The following is a 24228-nucleotide window of genomic DNA, read 5'->3' as shown; positions in this document are numbered from 1 at the left end:
GCGGAATTGCCGAAATCACTTGCTTTTGGCCGTTTTTGGGGCAACTGGGGCCTTGGGGTGTTTAGGCTTGGCTGCGGGCGCTGCCAGCAATAGCGGAAGCCGCGGCGTCGGGAGGTCTTCGTCCTCATCCACTACTTCGGCGCTGGTGCCAGGGTCGGGTACCAGTATTTTCCAGGTGGCCCGGCGCAGCTCGTCCAGCTTGGCGAGCGATTCGCTCACGGTGGCATTGGCTTTGAGCTTGTCGAACAAGCCGCTTTTGTTGCCCGCTACAATCAAGCGTTCGATAACGAAGGGCAACACCCAACCCACCACGTTAGAGGCCAGCGCGCCGCGCAGGCCCAAGCGCATGAGCAGGCGCACCGTCATTTGCTCCACGAGCAGGGCCCGGGTGGCGGGCAGCGCTTTATCAGCCAGAAAGTCGGCCACCAGCTTGAGGTTGCCTTTCTCCACTTCGGCGCGCAGCACATCCTGCACGCTATCGAGGGCGCGGGCGGCGAGCTGCCGGAACAGGCGGCCGGTTTGCCAGGCAGCCAGGCCCGTGACGCGGGCGGCCCCAAGCAGGGCCGGGAAAAAGCGGGTTTTCTTCATGCAATGGAAGCCAATAATTTGCTTCAATAAGTAAGTTGGAGTAGAAACGAGCCAGTCGGCATAAGGGTTAAGCGCTACAGTTAGCCCAAGGCCTGCATCTGGCGCTCAGCGGGTGCAGATTGGCCTGTTGCCTTTTTCATTGTATGTCTGATTTGCTAATTGATATAAATTTACAACAGCTGCCCGACGATTATTTCAGTGGTGCATGGCAAGTAGCCAACCGCGTGCTGAACCGCAACGACCCGGGCAGCTGGAGGCGCAAGCCACGCGCCTGGTGCTCACGCCCGGCCAGCTGGAGGCGCAGTCGCCGGCTCCCGGCCCCAGCCACACCGGCAACTGGACCGTGATGCGCGACGAAATTCTAAACCGGCCCTACCTCAGCTTTGAGCTGCCCAATGAGGCCACCCGCGCCTTGGTGACGCGCCTGCGGCGCTCGGACGACGGCCTGCGCAGCCAGCTCAACCTGTATTTTGCGTCAAGGATGGAAATGCAGCTCGACCTCGATTAACCTTTTGTTTCGGACTTTTTATCCTGCCTTAATTTGTGAGTAATTCTTCTTCTGATAACCCATTGCCCGCTTTTGCAATCTCCGCGGCCGCCAAAAACGGTTTGGTAGGGCACGAGCAGTTTGCGTTTTTGGCCGATGTAATTCCGCCGCTGGTTTGGATTACCGACGCCAACGGCTTCCACATCTACTTCAATCATCGCTGGATTGATTTCACCGGCTATGACCTCGCCGGTAGCGTGGGACCGGACGTGTGGAACAACCTGCTGCACCCCGATGACCAGGCCCGTGCCCGGCAGGTGTGGGGCCACTCGCTGGCCACCGGCGAAGACTACAACATTGAATACCGCTTTAAAGCGAAAGACGGGTCCTACCGCTGGTTTCTCGGACAGGCCCTTCCCCGGCGCGGCGCCGATGGGCAGATTATAGCCTGGTTTGGCACCTGTACCGACATCCAGGAGCAGCGCCAGATGCGCGAACAGCTGGAAGCCGCGTATTCGGACTTAGAAGCAAAAATTACTTTCCGAACGCTGGATTAAGAGCGCGAAATGCAGGCACTGAAGCAGCAGCTTAGCCAGCGCTAAATAGTTAGCTCAATTTATGGTTTACAGTATAGCGGCTCTTCGGAGCCGTTTTTCGTTAGTATCCATTTCAAGTCCACGCGTCAGTGCTATTCGCTGGTGCGTACGTGTTTTATTCATTCGCATGAATGTCATCATTATTCAGCAGCCCGGCGGCCCCGAGGTATTGCAGCTCCACCAGCAGCCCAAGCCCCAGCCCGCCGCACATGAAGTTCTTATTAAAGTGCAGGCCGCCGGGGTAAACCGCCCCGATGTGCTCATGCGCCAGGGCAAGTACGCAGGCAGCGGCGATGTAACCGGCCTCGTGCCCGGCCTGGAAATAGCGGGCATCGTGGAGCAATGCGGAGCAAGTGCCGAACGGTGGCAGCCCGGCGACGCGGTGTGCGCGCTGTTGCCGGCAGGAGGCTACGCCGAATACGGGGTAGTCGATGCCCGCCATTGCCTGCCCGTGCCCGCCGGATTGAGCATGATTGAAGCCGCTGCGCTGCCCGAAACCGTGTTCACGGTATGGCACAACGTGTTTCAGCGGGGCGAGCTCCTGCCCAACGAAACGCTGCTGGTGCACGGCGGCAGCAGCGGTATTGGCACCATTGCCATCCAATTAGCCAAGGCATTGGGCAGCCGGGTGGCCATTACGGCGGGCGATGCCGCCAAGTGCGACGCCTGCCGCCAGCTGGGTGCCGATTGGGCTATCAATTACAAAACGGAGGACTTTGGGCAAGTGCTGCAAGCCCAGGGCGTCGACGTGGTGCTTGACATGATTGGCGGCGACTACATCGCCAAAAACCTGCGGCTGCTGAAAGACGACGGCCGTCTGGTTTTCATCAATGCCATGAAAGGTGCCACCGGCGAATTCAATGCCCTGGAAGTGATGCGCCGCCGGCTGCACATCACGGGCAGCACGTTGCGCCCCCGCTCCGCTGATTTTAAAGCCGCGCTGGCGGCTCAAGTGGAGCAGCAAGTCTGGCCTTTAGTGGTAGCTGGGAAAGTGCGGCCGGTTATTTATAAAACCTTTCCGCTAGCCGAGGCTGCTGCCGCACACCAATTGATGGAGAGCAGCGCACATATCGGCAAAATCGTGCTGGAAGTGGGAGCGGGCGTTACTAAGTAATTATAGTTGCTCGTGGGTGGGGAACCTCACCCCCGGCCCCTCTCCCGCGGAGAGGGGAGCCTGTTGTCAGGGATTGTGGTAAAAGCATGTGCCGTGGCTCCCCTCTCCGCGGGAGAGGGGCCGGGGGTGAGGTTCCCCACGGCAATAAAACCCTAAGCTCGCTACCATTTAATGGTGCACCCAACGGCTTTGGTTGAGCTGGGAGAAGCGGGCTTGCCGGCAATGATATCGGCCATGGCGTTCTCCACGTATTTAGTTTTCACCTGCTTGGTGTCTTCGGAATTGTCATCGATGGCCCCGATGTAGGAAACCACAAAGTCGGCGCCTTTGCGCGTGAGTACGAAGAGGTGTGGGGTGCGCGTGGCCCCGTAGAGCTTGGCTACCTGCTGCGATTCGTCCTGCAAGTAGGGGAAGGAATATTTCTTGGCTTACATGGCGGCGTAGGAGTCGCCGGGCGCCACGGCGGGGTCGTTGGGGTTGATGGCCACCACGGGGTACCCTTGGGGCGCGTATTTCTCGTTCAGAGAGACTGTACGGCTTTCGTAGGCCTGCGCAAATGGGCAGATGTTGCAGGTGAACACCACGATAAATCCTTTGGCGGTCTTGTTATCACCCAACGACACCATCTTGCCATCCACATTCTTGAGCTTGAAATCAGCGGCTTTATCGCCCACTTTGTACCCCTCGGAAGCAGGCCGAAAAACGAAGCTGCTCAGCAGCAAGGCGAAGCAAAGGGTGAGGAAAGGAATTGCTTTTTTCATGGTGCGGATTAAATAAAGGGTGACAAAATGAAATCTGCTACAGAAAAGGCTGTATAGCCGCTTTCAGCTTAACGGCCGAAAGCTCTTTCTCGAATGTAACCCGTTTTTTGGTCTTGTTGTTGACAATCAGGGTGAAGGGCAGGGCGCCCGACCATTTGGGGTCAACTTTGTCGAGCCAGGAATTGGGGTCGGGTTCGTTGAGAATCACCACTTCCGATTTCAAGCTGCGCTGCTTAACGAAGGGTTTGACTTTTTTATCCAGCTGCGAGGCGTAGTCCAGGCTCACGAGCAGCACTTTTACCTTTTTGTTGGCATAAGTGGTGCGGAGCTGCTCAAAGTTGGGCAGCTCCTTCACGCAGGGTGCGCACCACGTTGCCCAGAAGTTAATAACGTAGGTGGTATCAGTGGGCCGCGTAAGCCACTTTTGCAGCTCAGGAAATTTGATAACGGCTACCTGCTGGGCAAAGCTCGGCGCTGCTAACAGCAGGGCGAGAACTAGTGAAAAGGCTTTCGTGGGGACCATATAAGTCGATATGAAGAATAAGTTGTTAGGAGACTTTAAGCAGTCAGCAATACGTTTGTTTTTACCCTCGCTAGGTAAGGCTGCTGCTTTGCTACGACCGGTGAGAATCAAATAAGATGCTTCGTTGAGCTGATTATGCGGTGCGAGCATTGCAAAAGACGCATATTCCCAAATACAGGCAGCGAACAATGGCTTGAAGTTGCTGGCCGGCAGGGGTAGCGTCCACGCCGTACGGCTTTACCTTTGTGCTACGGCGCAACTTTCGCCTTCCGACCATAGTTTTTGGTTTATGAACAAAACGTATTGCCCCAGCCTGACCGAATACAAGCGCCGCGTAGCCCGCGTAGTTAACATTGGCGACTTGCCCTTGGGCGGCAATTACCCCATTCGGGTGCAGAGCATGACCACCGTGGACACCATGGACACGTTGGGTTCCGTGGAGCAGACGTTGCGCATGGTGGAGGCGGGCTGTGAGTACGTGCGCATCACAGCGCCCAGCATGAAGGAGGCCCAGAACCTGCTCGAAATCAAAAAGGAACTGCGCAAGCGCGGCTGCACCGTGCCGCTCATCGCCGATATTCACTTCACACCCAATGCCGCCGAGCTGGCTGCCCGCATCGTGGAGAAAGTGCGCGTGAACCCCGGCAACTACGCCGACAAGAAGAAGTTTGAGGAAATCGAGTACACCGATACCACCTACGCGGCCGAGGTAGACCGCATCCGGGAACGGTTTCGGCCGCTGGTGAAAATCTGCAAGCAGTATGGCACGGCCATGCGTATCGGCACCAACCACGGCTCGCTGTCGGACCGCATTCTGAGCCGGTACGGCGACACGCCGCTGGGTATGGTGGAGTCGGCACTAGAATTCCTGCGCCTCTGCGAAGAAGAAAATTACTACGACGTGGTGCTAAGCATGAAAGCCAGCAACACCCAGGTGATGGTGCAGGCTTACCGCCTGCTGGTACAAAAGCTTGACGAAGAAGGCCTGCAGCCCTACCCGCTGCACCTGGGCGTGACCGAAGCCGGAGAGGCCGAAGATGGGCGCATTAAGTCGGCCGTGGGTATCGGCACGCTGCTGGAAGACGGCCTCGGCGATACTGTGCGCGTGAGCCTGACCGAAGCGCCCGAAGCCGAAGCGCCAGTAGCGAAAATGCTGATTGACCGCTACACGCACCGCGCGGCAGCAGCCCAACCCTTTGCCCCGCTGGTAGGCGAGGAGCCGATAAACCCGTTCCAGTATTTCCGCCGCGTCACGCACGAAGTGGCCAACCTGGGCGGACAGAACGTGCCCCGTGTCATCACCGACCTTTCGCGCTTGCCCAACCTGGAGTATGCCGATTTGCGCGCCGCCGGGCAATTGTACTCGCCGTTCCTCGACAAGTTTCAGATGTCGGACTTAGGCGCTGACTACATCTACACCGGCCAGCGCCCGGCACCATTCATGCTGCCCAATGGCCTGAAGGAAATTGTGGACTATGCCGCCTGGCGCGACGCCGGGCACCGCGCCGACCATTTCCCGGTGTTCACCCAAGCCGAATACGCGGTGACCGCCGTGCGCCACCCCGAGCTCAACTTTGTGTTCCAGAACCTGGCTTCGCTCACTGCGCCCGCGCTCGACCAGCTGCGGGCCGACGGCACGGCCGTGGTCATTCTTTACACCGATAATGCTCACGCCATGCCGGAGATTCGGCGTGCCTTCTTCGAGCTGATGAACGCCGGCGTGACCTGCCCGGTCGTTATCAACCGCCAGTACCCGGCCCTTTCGCCGGAAGAAACCCAGCTCTACGCCGCCACCGATGGCGGTGGGCTGCTGCTCGATGGCCTGGGCGATGGCATAGTACTCAGCACCGAGTTGCTGCCGGAGCGCCCGAAGCAGGAATGGCTCAATACCCTCGATGGCCTCAACCAGCTGTCGTTTGGCATCTTGCAGGCGGCCCGCACGCGCATGAGCAAAACCGAGTATATCAGCTGCCCCAGCTGCGGCCGTACCCTTTTCGACCTGCAGGAAACCACGGCCATGATTCGCAAGCGCACCGACCACCTCAAGGGCGTGAAAATCGGCATCATGGGCTGCATCGTGAACGGCCCCGGCGAAATGGCCGACGCCGACTACGGCTACGTGGGCGTGGGCAAGGGCAAAATCTCGCTCTACCGCGGCCAGGAAGTCATCAAGAAATCCGTGCCCGAAGAAGCGGCCGTGGATGAGCTAATTGAGCTGATGCGCGAGGATGGCCGATGGATTGAGAAGGAAGTGGTGGAAGAGCCGGTAGGAGCGTAGCTTTAGAAAAAGTTAAGTATAAGAAAATATGAGCTTCAATGCGACGGTGTTTAATGTTATGATTGCATCTCCCGGCGATGTTCCCGAGGAAAGGCAAGCCGTCCGCGAATTGATATATGAATGGAACGCACTACATGCGGATGAACGGAAACAAGTCCTTTTGCCAGTAGGTTGGGAAACACACTCTGCACCGGACATGAAAGGTCCTGCACAATCAATTATTAATGAGCAAGTGCTGGCTCATTGTGATTTATTAGTTGGGATTTTCTGGACTCGAATTGGAACTGCGACCGCCGAATATCAAAGTGGGGCTGTCGAAGAAATTGAGATACATATAGCGGCTGGTAAACCAACAATGCTTTATTTCTCAGAGGCTCCAGTTAAACCAGATGCAACTAATAATAAGCAGTATCGCCAATTAAAAAAGTTTAAAGAATACTGTAAGCCGAAGGGGCTTTATGAGGGGTTTGATAGCATTGCTGATTTTAAAAATAAATTCAGACGACAACTTCAAATAACAATAAAGAATTATTTTGCGCCGAGTCAGAATGATGTCCTTGACAGTAGTATTTTCCTTGAATCAGCTGTGAATGAGCGAATAACACTTTCCGCTGATGAACAAGAGTTGCTTAAAGCGGCAAGTATTGATTCAAGAGGTTTAATACATCGTAGTAAGATAAGTGCAGGAACTTATGTTGAAACGAATAAAAAACAATTCATCAATATTCAATCTGCTAGGGAAATCGCAAAATGGAATGCTGTTTTAGAGTCCCTTTTGAATAAGGGATTAATAAAAGCTGTAGGTTATAAAGGCGAGGTATTTGAGATTACAGCTGAAGGTTTTGATGTAGCAGATGGTATCTTAGAATCAGCGTAAGGCTCTTACTACTTACACTTCTCCTTGCGCCGGGTGTCAATAATGTGCGCAATTTTCCAGCCATCGGCCAGCTTCACTAGCTGAAAAGAGTCGTAGCCGCAGTGGCTGAATTTGCTGCCTAGGTAGAACTCATAAGGCGCCCAGACGCTGGCCAGGTTGGCGTCGATAAGAACTCGCTCGAATTGCACCCGCTCGTCCCAGATTTCGGGGTGGGGCGTGCTTACGGCCTTTAGGAAACCGTTGATGCTTTCTGTTTCCAAAGTGGACGGCTGGCCGGGCTTGCCGCCGATGCCGTGGAAGACCGCGCCCGGCGCCAGGGTGCGGCGAACCATAGTGCTGTCGCCGCGCCGCATGCCGTCGAAAAACGACGTTACGGTTTGCCTGACGGCAGCAGTTTCGGACGAAACTTTCTGGGCAAAAGCGGAGCTGGTGGCAGCAGCGGATAGCAGCAAAGCGAAAAAGTGATTCAAGGGAAGCGGTAATTAGTTTCGTGAACGACGCCGTGAGGCTGACGGAGTTGCAAACGTAGTACGGCGCAACTAATCCGGCTGCTCTAAATCATTCTGCCGCGCTTGGTGTTACCTTTCTGAACCAAAACACCACGTGCCATGAACGGTAAGAACCTATTTAATTTTGGTCCGGTCCTCGGTTATTACTTCCGCCGTAACGACCCCAATCGCAAGAGCAACTTCAACTTGAAGACCATGCACTTTATCAATAAGCTTAGCTTAGCGATGTTTCTGGTGTGCCTGGTGGTGATGCTGTTTCGCTACGTTCTGTAACAGCTTTGCGATGAATATTGAGGACTTTCGCGACTACTGCCTTGCCAAGCCCGGCGTGACGGACGGAACCCCGTTTGGCCCCGAAACCCTCGTGTTCAAAGTCGGCGGCAAAATGTTCGCCCTGACAGACATTGACACTTTCGGCAGCATCAACCTCAAATGCGACCCCGAGCGGGCCGTTGAGCTGCGCGAAGCCCACGATTACGTGCTGCCCGGCTACCATATGAGTAAGACTCATTGGAACACGGTGCTGATTGGCACCGGCATTCCAGAGCGCCAGCTACGCGAGCTGATTGACCATTCGTATGACTTGGTGCTCGCGTCTTTGCCCAAAGCTACCCGGGCGATGCTGGCCCAATAACCGACTAGCAAGTTCTGAGTTAGTAATCAGAATAAGCCCGTCATGCAGAGCGCAGCGAAGCATCTTATAACTGTTGAACGACTGGTTCGAACGTGATAAGATGCTTCGCTGCGCTCTGCATGACAAACGATTATTAACAGCCGATTGAATTACTTACGCAGCCAAGATGCTTCGCTGCGCTCTGCATGACAGCCTAATATCTCTAACAAAAAAGCCCCGCCGGGAAACTGGCGGGGCTTTTCGTTTTTATTGAGCTGGCTTATTGGCCTACCAGGAAAACGGCATTGCCAAAGAGCAATTTGCCGCCTTGCCAGAAGGCCCGGAACAAGGGGTTGTCGCCGAGGTACACCACTTCGCCGCGGCCCAGGTCCTGGGTGCCGACTACGAACGTGTCGGTCAGCTCCTTGCGGGCTTTCGTGCCGATGAAACCCGACGAGTAGCTGTCTTTCTTAATGACACCCACGTTCCAGCCGCCTTTGCCCAGGAAGCGGTAGTTCAGCGGGTTGCGAATCAGGGCGAAGTAGGTGTCGCCGTAGCCGAAGGCCAGGGGGTGGGTGTTGTCGAGCTGCACGCGGTACACGCTGCCCTGCACCACTTCCTCGGCTTCTTCGCGCTCGGAGTTTCCGTAGCGGCGTAGCAGCTTGTAGGGGTTGGCTTTTTCGTCTTTCCTGATGGCCACCGAATCGACGGCCTTGGCCTTGAGCAGGAAATCCTTCTTGTTGGAAAGCATCTTGGCCGCGCCCTCCATGGCGATGAGCTTGCCGCCGTCGCGCACCCAGGACTTCAGGCTTTCGAGGGTGCGGTCGTTGTAAACATCAGTGTAGGTGCCGTTGGGCATAATCAGCACGTCGTATTTCTGCAGCGACACCCGGCTCAGATAATCGGTGCCGAGCACGGTGATGGGATAGCCCAACTGCTGCTCGAAGAAGTGCCACACCTCGCCGAAAGCCGTGCCATCGACGCCCGGGCCGGCCACTACCGCCACGTTGGGCTGCTTCACGAAGTGCACGGTGCCGGAGCCCAGGTCGCGGCCAGTGGTGGAGAAACCGGATTTCACGGCCGTAACGATGGTGCCGGCCGAGTCGGCCTGCGCGCGCACCACCTGGTCGAAACGGGGCCCCATGGCCTCGTTGCCGGTGCGGGTGATAACCAAGGTGCCGGGCGCGTATTTCTGGCCTTCCGACTCAAACGCTTTCTCGGCGTAGCGCACCTTCACTTTTTGCTGCAGCAGGCGGCTCAGGAAACGCACGTCCTGCAGGTTGTTCCAGCGGGCGAGGTAGGCGTAGGGGCGGTCGGTGCTGGCGGCGGCGCTGCCGCGTACCGTGGCCTGGCTGGGGCTGGGGCCGGAAGCATCGAGCCGGCCGGGCAGCGCGTAGGCTTTCACGCCGAAGGCATAGGGCAGGGCCCAGGAAGTGATGTCGTAAGTGAGCGAGTCTTCGAGCTGAGCGCGGGGCTCAAACAGCACCTTCACCAGCGTGGATTTGGGCTGGAACATGCTCACCACCACGTCGCGTGGCTCAATCTGCACCGATTCGGTTTTGCCGGTGGTGTAGTTGTAGCCCTTGGTCTTGGAGCGCTTCGAGGCAAAGCCGTAGCTAATTTGGTTGCGCTCGAGGTATTGGGTGAGCGAGCGGAGCTGGCCCGGGTCGTTGCCGGCCGACAGCACGTAGCTTTTGTATTGCCCCTGCGGCTTGCTTTTGGCGGTGGCGAAGTACGATTCGAACTCGCGCAGCAGGTCGTCGTGGCGTTCGGCCGTGGCCTGAATGGTGGCGCGGCTGGCGGCGTGGTGGTGGGCAATGCGCTGGCCCAGGGTGAGGGTGTCGCCGTCGAGCCGCGAATAGGCCACGCCGGCCGGCCCACCGCCGCCTTGCTCATACGTCATGCCGATGGCGCCGTTGAAGCTGGGCCAGGTATCGCCGTAGGTGGGCGCAAACAGGTCGTAGGTTTCGCGGGTGAAATATAGCCAGTTGTTCTTGTCGAAAACCACCTTGTTGTAGTCGCCCAGCACGTCCTGAAACTTGCGCTGCCAGGGCGTAATGTCGGCGTGGTAGGGCTTGGCAGCCGGCGAAAAGTAGTAGGAGTTGTTGGGCCCCATCTCGTGGAAGTCGGCGTGCACGGCCGGGAGCCACTGGTTGTAGAGCACAATGCGCTGCTTGGTTTCCTGCTGCGTCTGCCAGGCCCAATCGCGGTTCAGGTCGAAGTAGTAGTGGTTGAAGCGGCCGCCGGGCCAGGGCTCGTGGTGCTCCCAGGAATCGGGGTTGGCATTCGGCGACTGGTTGCGCACGCGGTTGTACCAGTTGCCGTACCGGTCGCGGCCGTCGGGGTTCACGCAGGGGTCGACGATGACGACCGTGTTCTTGAGCCAGTCCTGCATCTGCTTGTCCTGGGGATTGGCCAGGTCGTAGAGCACCTGCATCACCGCTTCCGACGACACGGCTTCGTTGCCGTGCACGTTGTAGCTCAACCAGCACACGGCGGGCTGTTGGCGCTGGCCGCTGCCTTTTTCCAGCCCCGCGAGCTTGAGGTTGTTGTGGCGCACGTCTTCGAGGCGGCCGAAATTATCCGCGCTGGCAATTTCTACCACTTCCAGCGGGCGATGCTCGTAGGTGCTGCCGTAGCGCACCAGCTTCATGCGGCTGGGCGTGTGGGCCACCACGTGGTCTACGTAGCGCAAAATCTGGGCGTGGGGCGTGAATTGCGTGCCCAGCTTATAGCCCAGGAATTGGTCGGGCGTGAGCAGGGGGCCGGTATCGGTAGCGGTTTGGGCCGGGCTGGGTAGCGACAGCAGCGTGAGCAACGCTACGCTCCAGTTGCGTATTGCACGGCCCACCAAGGGCCGCGGAGTGAGTAAATGATTGGGAGACATTGAAAAATTATCTGAATATACCAGAGCAATAACCCGAGAATTGCCCGTCACAAAGATGCATTAGCGACGGGTTTAGAATGGCTTTTTCGGGCGCTGTAATTATCCATTTGTCATGCTGACGAAGGAAGCATCTTCTCACGGCTGTACGAATTGAGCTAACCTGATAAGATGCTTCGTGTCTCAGCATGACAGGCGAAACAGATACAACCCAAAGTTTAAAAAGCAAAAAAGCCCGCTGCGCAATGCCGCGGGCTTTTTCAGCTCAATCAAACGCAGGGAATTACACCACCACGTTGACCATTCGGCCGGGCACCACAATCACCTTTTTGGCCGATTTGCCTTCACCGAAACGAGCCAGGAAATCCGTGGACAGCACGCCGGTTTCAATCTCAGCCGCCGTGGCCGTGGCGGGAAACTGCAGTTGCTCGCGAACCTTGCCGTTGATGGCAATCGGATACGTCACCGTATCCTCCACCAGGTACTCCTGGCGGAACTCGGGGTAGCGGGCGCTGCTGATGCTGCCGGCCTCGTGGCCCAATTCCTGCCACAGCTCCTCGGCCAAGTGCGGCGCATACGGGGAAAGCAGGACCACCAGCGGCTCCAGAATGGCGCGCTTGTGCGAGTTGAGGGCCGTCAGCTCGTTCACGGTAATCATGAACATGCTCACCGAGGTATTGAAGCTGAACTTCTCGATGTCTTCCTGTATTTTCTGAATGGCCCGGTGCAGGGCCTTCAGCTCGGCGGGCGTGGCCGGCTCGTCGGTGACCGCCAGCGCACCGTCTTCGGGGTGGAAGAGGCGCCAGAGCTTCTTAAGGAACGTGGCCACTCCGCTGATGCCGTTAGTATTCCACGGCTTGTACTGCTCCAGCGGACCGAGGAACATTTCGTAGAGGCGCAGGGCGTCGGCGCCGTATTTGCCAATTAGAACATCGGGGCTCACCACGTTGTACTTTGACTTTGACATCTTCTCAATTTCAACCCCGCACACATAGGTGCCGTTGTCCTCGAGGATGAATTCGGCGTTTTCGTATTCGTCGCGCCACTTCTTGAACGCTTCAATGTCGAGTACATCGTTTTCCACGATGTTCACGTCGGCATGCAGCGCCGTGGTTTCGTACTGGTCTTTTTTGCCTAGTGTCACGAACTTATTGGTGCCGTTGATGCGGTACACAAAGTTTGAGCGGCCCAGAATCATCCCCTGGTTAATCAGCTTCTGGAAAGGCTCGTTGCCGCTCACGAGGCCCAGGTCTTTCAGGAACAGGTACCAGAAGCGGGCGTAGAGCAAGTGGCCGGTGGCGTGCTCGGCCCCGCCCATGTAGAGGTCCACGGTGCCCCAGTACTGCTCGGCTTCTTCGCCAACGAAGCGGGCTTCGTTGGTGGGGTCCATGTAGCGGAGGTAGTACCACGACGAGCCAGCCCAGCCGGGCATGGTGCTCAACTCATAAGGATACTGGCCGCGGTAGAGCCAGTTTTGAGCGCGGCCCAGCGGTGGCTCACCGGTTTCGGTGGGCTTGTACTCGCTGATTTCGGGCAACACCAGGGGAAGGTCGCTTTCAGCGATGCCGTAGGCGGTGCCGTCCTTGTAGTAAATCGGGATGGGCTCGCCCCAGTAGCGCTGGCGGCCGAAAATCGAATCACGCAGGCGGAAATTGACTTTGCCACGGCCCAGGCCCTTTTCTTCGAGGTAGGCAATGAGCTTCTGGGTGGCCTCCTTGTAGGTGAGGCCGTTGATGATGCCCGAGTTGATGTAGCGGCCTTCCTTGGTGGGGTCGGCTTGCTCATCGAGACCCTGCTGGGCATCGGAGATGGCCGGAATTGGCAGGCCGAAGTGCTTAGCGAATACGTAGTCGCGCTGGTCGCCGCTGGGCACGGCCATTACGGCGCCGGTGCCGTAGCCGGCCAGCACGTAGTCGGCCAGCCAGATTTGCACAGGCTCCTGGTTCACGGGGTTCAGGCCGTAAGCGCCAGTGAAGACGCCAGATACGGTTTTGGTATCGGCCATCCGGTCCCGCTCCGAGCGGCGCTTGGTGGCGGCGATGTACTCGTCCACAGCGGCGCGTTGGGCTGGCGTGGTGAGTTCATCAACGAGCTCATGCTCGGGGGCCAGCACCAGGAAGGTGGCGCCGTAAATGGTGTCCACCCGCGTGGTGTAGACCTTGATTTGGGCGTTTTCGTGGCCTTGTACCGGGAAGGTGACTTCGGCGCCGATGCTCTTGCCAATCCAGTTGCGCTGCATCTCCTTCACCGCATCGGGCCAGTCGATGGTGTCGAGGCCTTGCAGGAGGCGGTCGGCGTAAGCGGTGATGCGTAGGTTCCACTGGGGCATGAGGCGGCGCTCGACGGGGAAGCCGCCGCGCTCAGAAAGGCCGTCCTTTACTTCGTCGTTGCTCAGCACCGTGCCCAGGCCGGGGCACCAGTTCACGTAGGTGTCCTGCTGGTAAGCGAGGCGGTAGGGGTGCACGGCCGCCAGCTTTTGCTGCTCAGTAAAGAGCTGCCACTGCCCAGCGCTGAACACCTGGCGCTCGTCGGCATCGCCGGCGGCGTTGATGCCTTCGCTGCCGCGCTCGGCAAAGCGGGCGGTGAGCTCCGTCAGCGGCTCGGCCTTGTTGGTGTCGAGGTTGTACCAGGAGTTGAACAGCTTGAGGAAAATCCACTGCGTCCACTTGTAGTAGCCCGGGTCGGAGGTGCGCACTTCGCGGCTCCAGTCGTAGCTGAATCCCAGGCTGCTGAGCTGCTTAATGTAGGTTTCGATGTTTTGCTCCGTGGTGAGCGCCGGGTGCTGGCCGGTCTGGATGGCGTACTGCTCGGCGGGCAGGCCAAAGGAGTCGAAACCCATGGGGTGCAGCACGTTGAAGCCCTGCAGGCGCTTGTAGCGCGTCACGATGTCGGAGGCGATGTAGCCCAACGGATGGCCCACGTGCAAACCCGCCCCGGATGGGTAGGGAAACATGTCGAGCACGTAGTATTTGGGCTTTTCGGAGTGGTTGGCGGCCTTGAAAGTGCTGTGGGCTTTCCAATGGGCCTGCCACTTCTTTTCAATTTCTTCGGGACGGTATGCGGGCATCTTGCGCGGAGTTTATTCGAGGCAAAGGTAGGACGTAGAGAAAGTAGGGCGAACTTTGTTGGAGGTCGGCAGAACGTCGTCGGCCAACTAAAACAAGTAGGACGTCATGCTGAGCGCAGCCGAAGCATCTCGCTCGCATCGTTGAGCTAGTTGGATTACTGCCACACGCGAGATGCTTCGGCTGCGCTCAGCATGACGTTCTAAGTAGAAAAAAGCCGCTATCTCGCCGCCCATGGCCCGTATCCCCAAAGAACTAGTTGACCACATTATTCAAACCGCCGACATCGTAGAAGTAGTCGGCGACTTCGTGCAGCTCAAGCGCAAGGGGCAGAATCTGTGGGCGCCGTGCCCGTTTCACAACGAAAAATCCCCGTCCTTCTCAGTAAACCCGGCCAAGTCCTTGTACAAGTGCTTTGGCTGCGGCAAGGCCGGCGGCGTGGTGCAGTTTGTGATGGACGTGGAGGGCACCAGCTACGTGGAGGCCCTGAAATACCTGGCCAAGAAGTACGCCATCGAGGTTGAGGAAGAGGAAAAAACGCCCCAGCAGCAGCTGGAGCAGAACGAGCGGGACTCCCAGTTCATCGTTTCCGACTTCGCCAAAAACCACTACCACCGCCTGCTGCTGAACTCCGAGGAGGGCATGAGCATCGGCTACGGCTACCTGAAGGAGCGCGGCCTGAATCTGAGCACCATTCAAACCTTTGAGTTGGGCTACTCGCTTGACAGCTGGGACGATTTGATGAAGGCCGCCGAGAAAGCCGGATACGACAAAAAGTACCTGGAGAAATCCGGCCTCATCGTCACCAAAACCGACGACCAGGGCCACGACACCGGCCGGCGCTACGACCGGTTCCGGGGCCGCGTGATGTTCCCGATTCACAACATCAGCGGCCGGGTGGTGGGCTTTGGGGCGCGCACCCTGAAGCGCGACGACAAGATGGCGAAGTACCTCAACTCGCCGGAGTCGGACATTTACCACAAGTCGGACGTGCTTTATGGCCTGTTTCAGGCCCGCCAGGCCATCCGGACCGAGGAAGTCTGCTACCTCGTGGAAGGCTACCTCGACGTGCTCAGCCTCTACCAGGGCGGCATCAAAAACGTGGTGGCCTCGTCGGGCACCTCGCTCACCGAAGGCCAAATCCGCCTCATCAAGCGGTATTCGGATAACGTGACGGTGCTCTACGACGGCGATGCGGCCGGCATCAAGGCCTCGCTGCGCGGTACCGACCTGCTGCTCGAAGGCGGCCTGAACGTGCGCGTGGTGCTCTTTCCCGACGGCGATGACCCCGACAGCTACATCCGCAAAGTGGGCGACCAGCGCTTTGCTGACTACATCGAGAAAAGCAGCCAGGACTTCATTAGCTTCAAAACCACGCTGGTGGCCCGCGAGGCCAGCAACGACCCGGTGAAGAAGGCCGAAGCCATCCGCGACGTGCTCCACAGCATTGCTAAAGTGCCCGACGCCATCAAGCGGCAGGTGTTTTTGCAGCAGACTTCGGCCACCTTCGGCATTGATGAGCAGGTGCTCATCACCGAATACAACAAGCTGGTGAAGGCGCCGGCGGCCAAGCCCAGCGGCAGCTACGCCAGCGGCAACGCCGGAAACTACGGCAACGGCGCCGGCAGTGCCAACACCGGCTACCCGCCCAGCAGCTCAGGCCAGCCCCGGCCCGCGCCCGCCGCCCGGCCCATGAGCGACGAGGAAGAGGCCGAGATGCTGATGTACGGCGGCCATGAAGCCACCGTAGAGGTACTCGGGGCCGGCGCTACGTTCCAGCCGGCCAAGGCCGCCGAGCAAGACGAGGACCTGCCCGACATGCTGAAAGTCTGCGAGCGGGAGGTGTTGCGCCTGCTCGTGCTGTATGCGGGCCGCGAGGTCGAGGAGGAAATAAGCGTGGCCGCTTACCTGTTGGGCCAACTCGGCGAGACGCCCCTGACTCACCCGCTCTTTGCCGAAATGTGGGAGATGTGCCGGCAGGAGCTCCTGGCCAACCGTTTCCCCGACGCGCGCCTGCTGGCCCAGAACGAGCGCGCCGACATTCGCCACCTCATCACCGACCTGGCCACCGAGCGCTACGAAATCAGCCCCAACTGGCGCACCAAGGAAATCTACGTTTTCAACGAGGTGGACTTGCCCAAGCTGGCCTGCGACAACGCCGTGCTGCGCCTCAACAAGGTGCACGTGCAGCGCGAGCTCGACATCTGCCTCGACCGCCTGCGCCACCCCCTGGAAGATGCCGAAATGTTCGAAATTCTTGGCGATATCAAACGGCTCAAGGAGCTCGATAATGAGCTAGGGGCGTTGCTGGGCACCGTGGTGGCACGCGGCGCGTAACTTCATGTCGTTTAACAACTGTCTTCATCCATCCGCAAGCCCCTGTGCGTGGGCGGTAGGACTAAATTGGACGTTAAATATTAATTGTTATATGGGTATATGTTAAAGCAAGCCAACATCAACCGCATCATTCTGGCTATCGTGCTCACGGTTTCCAGTCTGGTTATCGGCCTCGTTGGCTTCACGGTCATCGAGCACTTTAGCTTGGTCGACGCTTTTTACATGACCGTTACCACCATTGCCACGGTGGGCTACGGCGAAGTGCATCCCTTCTCCGTTGCTGGGCGCATTTTTGTGTCTTTCTACATCCTCTACAACCTCATTGTAGTGGCCTACCTCGTGTCGGTACTCTCCACCTTTATCTTTGACGGCGAGCTGCGTAAACTTTTCAAAATGTACCGAACCGACCAGGAAATCAAGCGTTTTAGCGGCCACATCATCGTGTGCGGCTTCGGCCGCAACGGGCGCAAGGCGTTTCAGGAGCTTCGGCTCAACGGAGCCCGCGTGGTGGTGGTAGAGCAGGACGAGCAGCTGATGAAAAGCCTCGCCGAAGGCCGATCCGGCGAGGATTACGACGGTGACGGCGTGGCCGGCGGCAAGATTTTTACCGTGGTGGGCGACGCCACCAACGACAGCGTGCTGCAGCAGGCAGGGGTGGAGCGCGCTTCGGCGCTCATCACGGCCCTGCCCAAAGATGCCGACAACGTTTTTGTGGCGCTTTCGGCCCGGGCCCTCAACCCACACCTGAAAATCATTGCGCGCGCCTCCTATAAGTCATCGGAAAGCAAGCTGCTCTCGGCCGGCGCCGACTCGGTAGTAATGCCCGACGAAATCGGCGGCTCCCACATGGCCAACTTGGTGGTGCGCCCCGAAGTCATCCGTTTCCTGGACCTGATTTCGGGCCTCAGCGCCGATAAGCTGCGGCTCGAAGAAATGAATTTCAGCCAGATGCGGGAGGATTTGCACGGCCGCAGCATTCGGGAGCTGGATGTGCGTTCCATCACCGGGGCCACTATCATCGGCCTGCGCCAGGCTGATGGCACGCTGCTGGTGAGCCCGCCCGTCGGCTACATTCCGGGTCCCGGCGACGTGCTGCTGCTGCTGGGTAATGAAGAGCAAATAGAAACGTTTGAAGTCCGGTTCCGGCAATTGTAAATAACGCGGAACCCCAAAAATCCCCTCCTTAGCAAGGAGGGAACGCTGGCGCGAAGCGCCAGCTGGGGTGGTTGCGGTCGTTGAACGACTCGCGTCGGACTCGTTACGGCATCGTTCTTACATCGTTCAACGAATTCAACCACCCCCGTTCTCGCCCTTGGCTCAAACATCCCCTTCTTGCTAAGGAGGGGAGTTTGCCGTTCTTCTACTTGCTGCGCGCCTACCTTTGCAGGGCCTATGCACATTCTGCAACTCTGCCCCCGTGTTCCGTATCCGCTGCATACCGGGGGCGCCATTGCCATGTACGACGTGCCGGCCGGGCTGGTCCGGGCCGGCCACCGGGTGACGATGCTGGCCATCAACACTCCCAAGCACCATCAGCCGGCCGATGCGCTAGACCACCTTGGCCCCAATTTCCGGCTGGTATCGGTGGACGTGAACACGGACATCTCTGCTTCAAAGGCCTTAAAAAACCTGCTGCTGAGCCGCCAGCCGTACAATGTTGAGCGGTTTATCAGCGCGGAGTTTGGCGAAAAGCTCCTCGGGATTCTGCGCACCGAGGAAGTAGACGTGGTGCAAATGGAAGGCACATTTGTGGCCTGGTACGCCGAATTTTTGAACCGGCAGCACCGCGCCGATTTCCGCGTGCCGCCCCTCGTTTTGCGGGCTCACAACGTGGAATACACCATCTGGCAGATGCTGGCCAAGCGCGAATCGAACCCGCTTAAGCGGTTTTTCCTCGGTACGATGGCGGCCCGTCTCGAGAACTTTGAACGCCGGCATTTAACCCAGTTCGACGCCGTGGCTGCCATCACCGATGACGATGCCCAGCGGCTGCGCTCACTGGGCTGCCCGGAGCCTGTGCTGTTCATCCCGGCCGGAGTTGAGCTGAGCCGGTTTGTGCCCGACCCCGCCATTGCGGTAAAGCCACGCACCTTGTTTATGATTGGCTCGCTGAACTGGATGCCCAACCTCGAGGGACTGGAATGGCTGCTGCGCGAAGTATGGCCCGTTTTCCACGCAGAAGTCCCCGATGTGGAGCTGCACGTAGCAGGGAGCGGCACGCCTTCCAGCCTGCTAGCGGCCCGCACCGACAACGTCATCGTGCACGGCTTCGTGGAGTCGGCTTCGGCCTTCATGCAGCAGTACGAGCTGATGCTGGTGCCGCTGCTAAGTGGGGGCGGCATGCGCATTAAAATCATCGAGGGCATGGCCCTGGGCAAACCGGTGCTGAGCACCCCACTCGGGGCCGAAGGAATTGCGGTGCGCGACGGCCACGACCTGCTGCTGCGCGACTCGGCCACCGCCTGGCTGGAGGCGTTACGTGCCTGGGCCGGCGGCGAACTGCCCACCGCAGCAATCGGTGCTGCCGCGGCCCACACCGCCGCCGACCTGTACGATAACCGCCGCGTGACCCAGCGATTTGTGGACCTCTACGAGCGGCTGCAGCCGGTAGAAGCCTGATGGTGCCGGCCCTGCTCTTGCTTGTGTTTTGGGGCAGCCTACTGCTGGTGGCGCACACGTACGTGCTGTTTCCGGTGCTGCTGGAGAGACTTGCGCGGGGCCGGCAACAAAACCAGAACGTGTACCGTCCCGCCGCGGCCAACCTGCCCGCGGTTGACATCCTGCTGGCCGCGCACAACGAGGAGGCCGTGATTGAAGAGAAAATTCGCTCCACCTTTGCCACCACGTACCCGCTCGACCGGCTGCGGCTGCTCGTGGGGTCGGATAATTCCTCGGACCGCACCAATGCCCTGCTCACGTCCCTGAGCCGCGAGTTTCCACAGCTCCACTTCGAGGCCTACAGCGACCGAACGGGCAAGCCCGGCGTCATTGAAAGCCTGGCTCAACAAGCCACGGCGCCGATTTTGGTGCTGACGGATGCCAACGTGTTTTTTGCGCCCGACACGCTTTACCACCTCGTGAAGCATTTTCATTGCCAGGAAATTGGGCTGGTGGGCGGGCACATTATCAACCCCGAGCACCGGGCCGAAGGAATTTCAGGGCAGGAGAAGGCCTATTTGGAGCGCGAAAACCAGATTAAGTACCAGGAAGGCGTGGTGTGGGGCAGCATGATGGGCGCCTTTGGGGGCTGCTTTGCGGTGCGGCGCGCCTGCTACCACCCCGCACCGGCCGATTTTCTGGTCGATGATTTCTACATCACCCTGGCCGTGCTGCGCGATGGCTACCAGGCCATCAACGAGCTGGAGGCCGTGTGCTACGAAGACGTGTCGGACCGCCTGCCCGAAGAGTTTCGGCGAAAAGCCCGCATTTCGGCCGGTAACTTCCAGAATTTGAAAGAGTTTCGGGCGCTGCTTTTGCCGCCGTGGCGGGGGGTAGCGTTTGCGCTCTGGTCGCATAAAGTGCTGCGCTGGTACACGCCGCTGTTGCTGCTCACGCTGCTAGCCGCTACGGTGGGCCTGGTAGCGAGCGGGGGCGGGTGGTTTTATCAGCTGGCGCTGGCCGGGCAGCTGGGGTTACCGCTGGGGCTGCTGCTAGATGCCGCCCTGCGCCGCGCGGGGCGGCATTCGCGCGTGCTGCGGTTTATCACTCATTTCTACAGCATGAACGCCGCCCTGCTGTTGGGCTACTGGCGTTACCTGCGCGGCATCAAAACCACCGTATGGCAGCCCACGCAACGTTTTCAGCAAGCAAAGTAAATCTGACCAACTTCTGCGGTCCCGTTGGGGTTAAGCACGTAGAGTTGGCCTCATCCCACCACCCACTGACACCACAAAATGCTTGATACCATCGAATCCGCCATTGCCGACATCCGGGCTGGCAAGGTTGTAATCGTTGTCGACGACGAAGACCGCGAAAATGAAGGCGACTTTATCTGCGCCGCCCGCTGCGCCACGCCCGAAATTGTGAACTTTATGGCCACCCACGGCCGCGGCCTGGTATGCGCTTCCCTGCCCGAAGGCCGCTGCGAAGAGCTGGGCCTCGACCTGATGGTGGGCCACAACACCGCCTTGCACGCCACGCCTTTCACCGTATCGGTCGATTTGCTCAAGAACGGCGTGACCACGGGCATCTCGGCCTCCGACCGCAGCAAGACCATCCTGGCCCTCATTGACCCCAATACCAAGCCCGAGGAGCTCGGCAAGCCCGGCCACATATTCCCCCTCAAAGCCCGCAAGGAAGGCGTACTACGCCGCGCCGGCCACACCGAAGCCGCCGTCGACCTGGCCCGGCTGGCTGGCTTTGAGCCGGCGGGGGTATTGGTTGAGATTCTGAAGGAAGACGGCGAAATGGCCCGGCTGCCCGATTTGGAAATCGTCGCCAAAAAATGGGACCTGAAGCTGATTTCAGTGCAGGACCTTATCAAGTACCGCCTGGCCAAGGAAAGCCTCATTCACCGCGACATCTCGGTGAAAATGCCCACCGAATGGGGCGACTTTGACCTGTACGCGTACACCCAGCGCAGCAACGGCGTGCAGCACCTGGCCTTGGTAAAGGGCGACATTAGCGGCCCCGAACCGGTGCTGGTGCGGGTGCACAGCTCCTGCGTTACCGGCGACATCTTCGGCTCTTGCCGCTGCGATTGCGGCCCCCAGCTGCACCAGGCCATGCGCCAGATTGAGCGCGAGGGCCGCGGCGTGGTTGTGTACATGAACCAGGAGGGCCGCGGCATTGGCCTCATCAACAAGCTCAAGGCCTACAAGCTGCAGGAGCAGGGCCGCGACACCGTGCAGGCCAACGAAGACCTGGGCTTCAAGGGCGACGAGCGCGACTACGGCGTAGGCGCTCAAATTCTGCGCGACCTCGGCATCACGGAAATGCGCCTGCTCACCAACAACCCCCGCAAGCGCACCGGCCTGGTTGGGTACGGCCTCGAAATTGTAGACACACTGCCCATTGAAATAAACTCGAACCCTCACAACGAGGCCTACCTCGCTACCAAACGTGATAAAATGGGTCACGACATCATGCGCACAGTAACGAGTGACGAGCCCGAGGCCGCGTAGGTCACTGTCATTGCGAGGCCGCAGGCCGTAGCAATCCGTCCTGGTATCAGCGACTAGCCCAATAAAGCGACAAGCCCCGGTACTGTGCAGTACCGGGGCTTGTCGCTTTACAAAAGGTCTGGTGCTGGCAGGACGGATTGCCACAGCCTACGGCCTCGCAATGACAGACAGCTTAGCCTCTAATTCCCGCCAGCTGCTGCCGCAACATGGTGAGCAACGATTGGGCGGCGTATTCCACGTTTAGCGCCCGGCCGCGGTCAAGAATGTATTCCCTGCTGATGGTTTGGGTGGCGTCGGCGTAGGCCAGGCAGACGGTGCCGACCTTCTTGGTGTCGGTTGCGCCGCCGGGGCCGGCGATGCCGCTGGTGGCCACGGCTACGTCCACGCCCAGGCGCTGGCGGGCGCCCTCGGCCATTTCCCGCACGGTGGCTTCGCTCACAGCACCGAATTGGGCCAGGGTTTCGGATTTTACGCCAAGCTCCTGCTGCTTGATGTCGTTGTGGTAGGCCACGATGCTGCCCCGGAAGTATTCTGAGCTGCCCGGCACGCTGGTGAGGCGGTGGGCCACAAGGCCGCCCGTGCAGCTTTCGGCGGTACCGATGGTGAGATTGCGAGCCAGCAATAACTTGCCGATGGCCGCTTCCAGCGTGGTTTCTTCTTCGGCAAAAATGTATTCGCCGATGCGCTCCCGCAGGGCCGGGAGCAGGGCTAGCATGCGGCCGCGCAGGTTGGGTTGGCCGTCGTCGGTGCCGGTGAGGCGTAGGCGCACGGCCCCGAAGCTGGGCAGGTAGGCCAGCTTGATGTTGGGCGGCAGAGCGTCTTCCCAATCGGCAATTTTCTGAGCCAGAAACGACTCGCCCAGGCCGGCGGTCATCACCACCACGTGCTCGATGGGAGCGAGGTGAAACTGGGCCTGGAGGCGCGGCAGGACGTGGTCCGTCATTAGCCGCTTCATCTCAAACGGCACCCCGGGCATGCTCACGAAGACCGTGCCCTGGTCATTAAACCACATGCCCGGGGCCGTGCCCACGGCGTTGTGCAGCACTTCGCAGTTGGCCGGTACCAGCGCCTGCTGGCGGTTCACGTCGAGCATGGGCCGCTGGAAGCGCTTGAAGATTTCTTCCACGTGGCGCAAGGTGGGTTCGTGCATCACCAGCTCGGTGTGGAAGTAGCGGGCCAGCACGTGCTTGGTGAGGTCGTCTTTGGTGGGACCCAGGCCGCCCGTGATGAGTACCACCTGTGCGCGCTGCCGGGCCTGGTCCAGGGCTGCCACGATTTCATCGGCCCGGTCCGATACCGATGATATTTGCCGCACACGCAAGCCTATTTTAGCTAGCTCCTGGCCCATGAAGGCCGAATTGGTATCCACCACCTGCCCGTACAGCAGCTCATCGCCAATAGTCATGATTTCGACATCGGGCGGCGCGGCCTGCAGCGGATGGGATGATGCAGGAGCTGGAATTGGGGCGGGGGTGGGCATAGGGAGGAGGTTAAAAATAGGTTTGGCCGCAAAATTGTCTTCAATTTGCATACGCGGCGGTCCAAGGACAGTCATAGGGGCCATCCGGTTTTCCCGCCGCAGCTGTTTATTACATGTTTACACGCATCGCCAGCGCCCTGTTGGTAGCCGGCCTACTGGCCACTTCGGCCCCAGCTGCCCACGCGCAAACTACCGCCGCTAAAAAAGCTGCTGCCGCCAAAACCGCGGCCGCCAAAAAAGCGGCTGCCTCGAAAGCCGCTGCCAGCAAAGCCGCCGCGGCCAAAGCTACTGCCGCCAAAGCCGCCACATCCAAAGCCGCTGCCGCGGATGCCACCGCCAAAGCGGCCGCCGCAGCCACCCCGCCGCCCGCACCCCTCACCGAAGCCCAGGCCAGCGCCGGTATCAAGGATGCCCTCAATAAGGGCATCATCAAAGCCGTGCAGTTTGCTTCCGAGCCGGATGGCTTCAACCTCAACGACGACATCCATATTCCGTTTCCTGAGGATGCCATTTTGATGAAAACGACTCTGAGCCGGATTCCGGGCATGAATACGCTGATTAACACCTTCGAAACGCAGCTCAACCGGGCCGCCGAGGCGGCCGCGCCGAAGGCCAAGGACATTTTCCTCAACGCCCTGGCCAACATCAGTATTACGGATGCGCTGTCGCTCGTGACCAGCAGCTCCACCGATGCGGCCACGCAGTTCTTACGCAAGTCCACCGAGGCCCAGCTGATTGCCGCTTTTAAGCCCGACATCAGCGCGGCCATCGACCAGGTGGGTGCTGAAAAGGCGTATGCCAAGATGACCAGCCAGTACAACCGCATTCCGCTGATGACGCCCGTGCAAACTGACCTCTCGGCTTATACCACCCAAAAAGCCGTGGATGGCTTGTTCATCCTACTGGCCCAGGAGGAAGGCAAAATCCGTAAAAACCCCGCTGCCCGCACTACCGACATCCTGAAGCAGGTTTTTGGCCGCAAATAAGCCCGCC

At 59.1% G+C, this 24228-nt stretch carries 21 protein-coding genes; 13 read left to right on the top strand and 8 right to left on the bottom strand.

Features of this window, described 5'->3' with window-relative positions:
* Positions 1-15 precede the first annotated feature (15 nt).
* On the bottom strand, positions 16-588 hold the full coding sequence (locus tag AUC43_RS14945; protein ID WP_157781101.1) for a hypothetical protein: 573 nt from the start codon (positions 586-588) through the stop codon (positions 16-18).
* 205 nt (positions 589-793) lie between these two features.
* Here AUC43_RS14945 and AUC43_RS14940 point away from each other — a divergent pair, with 205 nt between their 5' ends.
* The 3 genes from AUC43_RS14940 to AUC43_RS14930 all read left to right on the top strand — a co-directional run bounded on the left by AUC43_RS14940 (position 794) and on the right by AUC43_RS14930 (position 2785).
* Positions 794-1096 carry a hypothetical protein gene (locus AUC43_RS14940; protein WP_068195330.1) on the top strand — a complete coding sequence of 101 codons (303 nt, stop codon included), beginning with the start codon at positions 794-796 and terminating at the stop codon, positions 1094-1096.
* Positions 1097-1158: 62 nt separating this feature from the next.
* Positions 1159-1632 carry a PAS domain-containing protein gene (locus AUC43_RS14935; RefSeq protein ID WP_068195308.1) on the top strand — a complete coding sequence of 158 codons (474 nt, stop codon included), beginning with the start codon at positions 1159-1161 and terminating at the stop codon, positions 1630-1632.
* A 166-nt stretch (positions 1633-1798) separates the two neighbouring features.
* Positions 1799-2785, top strand: coding sequence for an NAD(P)H-quinone oxidoreductase (locus tag AUC43_RS14930; protein ID WP_068195295.1), 987 nt, complete (start codon positions 1799-1801; stop codon positions 2783-2785).
* Between the two features lie 161 nt (positions 2786-2946).
* Here AUC43_RS14930 and AUC43_RS21875 read toward each other — a convergent pair whose 3' ends face one another.
* From AUC43_RS21875 to AUC43_RS14920, 3 genes are read right to left on the bottom strand one after another with little or no spacing between them, the layout of a single operon-like run.
* Positions 2947-3189 carry a thioredoxin domain-containing protein gene (locus AUC43_RS21875; RefSeq protein WP_335340886.1) on the bottom strand — a complete coding sequence of 81 codons (243 nt, stop codon included), beginning with the start codon at positions 3187-3189 and terminating at the stop codon, positions 2947-2949.
* Between the two features lie 24 nt (positions 3190-3213).
* Positions 3214-3546: a redoxin domain-containing protein gene (locus AUC43_RS21870; protein ID WP_335340885.1), complete on the bottom strand. Its 333-nt coding sequence runs from the start codon at positions 3544-3546 to the stop codon at positions 3214-3216.
* 37 nt (positions 3547-3583) lie between these two features.
* A complete protein-coding gene (locus AUC43_RS14920) occupies positions 3584-4069 on the bottom strand; it encodes a TlpA disulfide reductase family protein (protein ID WP_071885933.1) in 486 nt (161 codons plus the stop codon).
* Positions 4070-4358: 289 nt separating this feature from the next.
* Here AUC43_RS14920 and ispG point away from each other — a divergent pair, with 289 nt between their 5' ends.
* Positions 4359-6347, top strand: coding sequence for a (E)-4-hydroxy-3-methylbut-2-enyl-diphosphate synthase (gene ispG / locus AUC43_RS14915; protein ID WP_068195292.1), 1989 nt, complete (start codon positions 4359-4361; stop codon positions 6345-6347).
* A 58-nt stretch (positions 6348-6405) separates the two neighbouring features.
* A complete protein-coding gene (locus AUC43_RS20150) occupies positions 6406-7224 on the top strand; it encodes a hypothetical protein (RefSeq protein WP_199243457.1) in 819 nt (272 codons plus the stop codon).
* An 8-nt stretch (positions 7225-7232) separates the two neighbouring features.
* On the opposite strand, the gene AUC43_RS14910 is transcribed toward AUC43_RS20150, so the two are convergent.
* A complete protein-coding gene (locus AUC43_RS14910) occupies positions 7233-7694 on the bottom strand; it encodes a nuclear transport factor 2 family protein (RefSeq protein WP_068195289.1) in 462 nt (153 codons plus the stop codon).
* Between the two features lie 138 nt (positions 7695-7832).
* Here AUC43_RS14910 and AUC43_RS21295 point away from each other — a divergent pair, with 138 nt between their 5' ends.
* Both AUC43_RS21295 and AUC43_RS14905 read left to right on the top strand, forming a co-directional pair.
* Complete coding sequence (locus tag AUC43_RS21295) at positions 7833-8006, top strand: DUF6728 family protein (RefSeq protein ID WP_199243456.1); 174 nt, start codon at positions 7833-7835, stop codon at positions 8004-8006.
* A 10-nt stretch (positions 8007-8016) separates the two neighbouring features.
* Positions 8017-8367 carry an MmcQ/YjbR family DNA-binding protein gene (locus tag AUC43_RS14905; RefSeq protein WP_068195286.1) on the top strand — a complete coding sequence of 117 codons (351 nt, stop codon included), beginning with the start codon at positions 8017-8019 and terminating at the stop codon, positions 8365-8367.
* A gap of 259 nt (positions 8368-8626) precedes the next feature.
* On the opposite strand, the gene AUC43_RS14900 is transcribed toward AUC43_RS14905, so the two are convergent.
* Both AUC43_RS14900 and leuS read right to left on the bottom strand, forming a co-directional pair.
* Positions 8627-11197 (bottom strand): M14 family metallopeptidase, encoded by a 2571-nt coding sequence (locus AUC43_RS14900; protein ID WP_233254020.1) that lies wholly within the window; start codon positions 11195-11197, stop codon positions 8627-8629.
* A gap of 316 nt (positions 11198-11513) precedes the next feature.
* Positions 11514-14297 (bottom strand): leucine--tRNA ligase, encoded by a 2784-nt coding sequence (gene leuS, locus AUC43_RS14895; protein ID WP_068195281.1) that lies wholly within the window; start codon positions 14295-14297, stop codon positions 11514-11516.
* A 232-nt stretch (positions 14298-14529) separates the two neighbouring features.
* On the opposite strand from leuS, the gene dnaG reads away from it, so the two are divergent.
* The 5 genes from dnaG to AUC43_RS14870 all read left to right on the top strand — a co-directional run bounded on the left by dnaG (position 14530) and on the right by AUC43_RS14870 (position 21755).
* A complete protein-coding gene (gene dnaG / locus AUC43_RS14890; RefSeq protein ID WP_068195279.1) occupies positions 14530-16632 on the top strand; it encodes a DNA primase in 2103 nt (700 codons plus the stop codon).
* A 99-nt stretch (positions 16633-16731) separates the two neighbouring features.
* A complete protein-coding gene (locus AUC43_RS14885) occupies positions 16732-17787 on the top strand; it encodes a potassium channel family protein (protein WP_068195276.1) in 1056 nt (351 codons plus the stop codon).
* A gap of 237 nt (positions 17788-18024) precedes the next feature.
* Complete coding sequence (locus AUC43_RS14880) at positions 18025-19251, top strand: glycosyltransferase family 4 protein (protein WP_068195272.1); 1227 nt, start codon at positions 18025-18027, stop codon at positions 19249-19251.
* A gap of 23 nt (positions 19252-19274) precedes the next feature.
* Complete coding sequence (locus AUC43_RS14875) at positions 19275-20447, top strand: glycosyltransferase (RefSeq protein WP_157781100.1); 1173 nt, start codon at positions 19275-19277, stop codon at positions 20445-20447.
* Positions 20448-20525: 78 nt separating this feature from the next.
* Entirely contained in the window at positions 20526-21755 is a 1230-nt protein-coding gene (locus tag AUC43_RS14870) for a bifunctional 3,4-dihydroxy-2-butanone-4-phosphate synthase/GTP cyclohydrolase II (RefSeq protein ID WP_068195265.1), read from the top strand.
* 172 nt (positions 21756-21927) lie between these two features.
* Here AUC43_RS14870 and AUC43_RS14865 read toward each other — a convergent pair whose 3' ends face one another.
* On the bottom strand, positions 21928-23235 hold the full coding sequence (locus AUC43_RS14865; RefSeq protein WP_082685295.1) for a competence/damage-inducible protein A: 1308 nt from the start codon (positions 23233-23235) through the stop codon (positions 21928-21930).
* Positions 23236-23348: 113 nt separating this feature from the next.
* Between AUC43_RS14865 and AUC43_RS14860 the strand changes: the two genes are divergently transcribed.
* On the top strand, positions 23349-24221 hold the full coding sequence (locus tag AUC43_RS14860; protein WP_068195263.1) for a DUF4197 domain-containing protein: 873 nt from the start codon (positions 23349-23351) through the stop codon (positions 24219-24221).
* The last annotated feature ends 7 nt before the right edge of the window (positions 24222-24228 follow it).

The sequence above is a fragment of the Hymenobacter sedentarius genome (assembly GCF_001507645.1).
In the GTDB taxonomy this organism is placed as follows: Bacteria; Bacteroidota; Bacteroidia; order Cytophagales; family Hymenobacteraceae; genus Hymenobacter; species Hymenobacter sedentarius.
This window is presented reverse-complemented; position numbering and strand designations above follow the sequence as displayed.

Coding starts and splice junctions, on each gene's coding strand:
- AUC43_RS21870 (WP_335340885.1), bottom strand. CDS start 3,546: ATGAAAAAAGCAATTCCTTTCCTCACCCTTTGCTTCGCCTTGCTGCTG.
- ispG (WP_068195292.1), top strand. CDS start 4,359: ATGAACAAAACGTATTGCCCCAGCCTGACCGAATACAAGCGCCGCGTA.
- AUC43_RS14865 (WP_082685295.1), bottom strand. CDS start 23,235: ATGCCCACCCCCGCCCCAATTCCAGCTCCTGCATCATCCCATCCGCTG.
- AUC43_RS14860 (WP_068195263.1), top strand. CDS start 23,349: ATGTTTACACGCATCGCCAGCGCCCTGTTGGTAGCCGGCCTACTGGCC.
- AUC43_RS14940 (WP_068195330.1), top strand. CDS start 794: ATGGCAAGTAGCCAACCGCGTGCTGAACCGCAACGACCCGGGCAGCTG.
- AUC43_RS20150 (WP_199243457.1), top strand. CDS start 6,406: ATGATTGCATCTCCCGGCGATGTTCCCGAGGAAAGGCAAGCCGTCCGC.
- AUC43_RS14920 (WP_071885933.1), bottom strand. CDS start 4,069: ATGGTCCCCACGAAAGCCTTTTCACTAGTTCTCGCCCTGCTGTTAGCA.
- AUC43_RS14870 (WP_068195265.1), top strand. CDS start 20,526: ATGCTTGATACCATCGAATCCGCCATTGCCGACATCCGGGCTGGCAAG.
- AUC43_RS14905 (WP_068195286.1), top strand. CDS start 8,017: ATGAATATTGAGGACTTTCGCGACTACTGCCTTGCCAAGCCCGGCGTG.
- AUC43_RS14930 (WP_068195295.1), top strand. CDS start 1,799: ATGAATGTCATCATTATTCAGCAGCCCGGCGGCCCCGAGGTATTGCAG.
- AUC43_RS14945 (WP_157781101.1), bottom strand. CDS start 588: ATGAAGAAAACCCGCTTTTTCCCGGCCCTGCTTGGGGCCGCCCGCGTC.
- dnaG (WP_068195279.1), top strand. CDS start 14,530: ATGGCCCGTATCCCCAAAGAACTAGTTGACCACATTATTCAAACCGCC.
- AUC43_RS14885 (WP_068195276.1), top strand. CDS start 16,732: ATGTTAAAGCAAGCCAACATCAACCGCATCATTCTGGCTATCGTGCTC.
- AUC43_RS14880 (WP_068195272.1), top strand. CDS start 18,025: ATGCACATTCTGCAACTCTGCCCCCGTGTTCCGTATCCGCTGCATACC.
- AUC43_RS21295 (WP_199243456.1), top strand. CDS start 7,833: ATGAACGGTAAGAACCTATTTAATTTTGGTCCGGTCCTCGGTTATTAC.
- leuS (WP_068195281.1), bottom strand. CDS start 14,297: ATGCCCGCATACCGTCCCGAAGAAATTGAAAAGAAGTGGCAGGCCCAT.